The organism is Fictibacillus arsenicus (genome assembly GCF_001999465.1).
Taxonomy (GTDB): domain Bacteria; phylum Bacillota; class Bacilli; order Bacillales; family Fictibacillaceae; genus Fictibacillus; species Fictibacillus arsenicus.
In genome coordinates this window covers 1-544 of record NZ_MQMF01000090.1, presented here as the reverse complement: position 1 = coordinate 544, position 544 = coordinate 1, and the positions used below count along the sequence as shown (strand labels likewise).

Annotated in this window: 1 protein-coding gene; it reads right to left on the bottom strand. The window is 75.6% G+C overall.

The genetic code is table 11. The features are described from left to right. Nucleotides 1-544 (bottom strand): LamB/YcsF family protein (locus UN64_RS21960; RefSeq protein ID WP_139343260.1); only part of this gene is annotated, 544 nt, incomplete at both ends.

Below are 544 nucleotides of genomic sequence, written 5' to 3'. Positions count from 1 at the left end.
CGTCGTGGAGGACCGCGCCGGGCTCGCGGCGGGAGACGAGCGTGCCGTCCGGGTTGTAGCCGCGGTCCGCGAAGGCCTCGGCGACGCCGCGCAGCCCCGCGGCGGCCGCCTTGTCCAGGGCGACGGAGCCGGGCAGGAGCAGCAGCGGGAGGTCGGAGCCGAACGCCCTGACGCCGGCGACGACGGCCTGGGCGTGCGCCTCGTGACGGACGATCGTGTTGTAGAGGGCGCCGTGCGGCTTCACGTAGCGGACCTGGCCGCCGGCCGCGCGGGCGAGCGCGTCGAGGGCGCCGATCTGGTAGAGGACGTCGTCGGCCAGCTCGGTGGGCGTGCAGTCCAGGAAGCGGCGGCCGAAGCCGGCGAGGTCGCGGTAGCCCACGTGCGCGCCGATCGTGACGCCGGCGGCGACCGCGTCACGGCAGGTCTGGGCGATCCCCGAGGGATCGCCCGCGTGGAAGCCGCACGCGACGTTGGCGGAGGAGACGGAGGGCATGATGGCGGCGTCGTCCCCCATCGTCCACGAGCCGAAGGACTCGCCGACGTC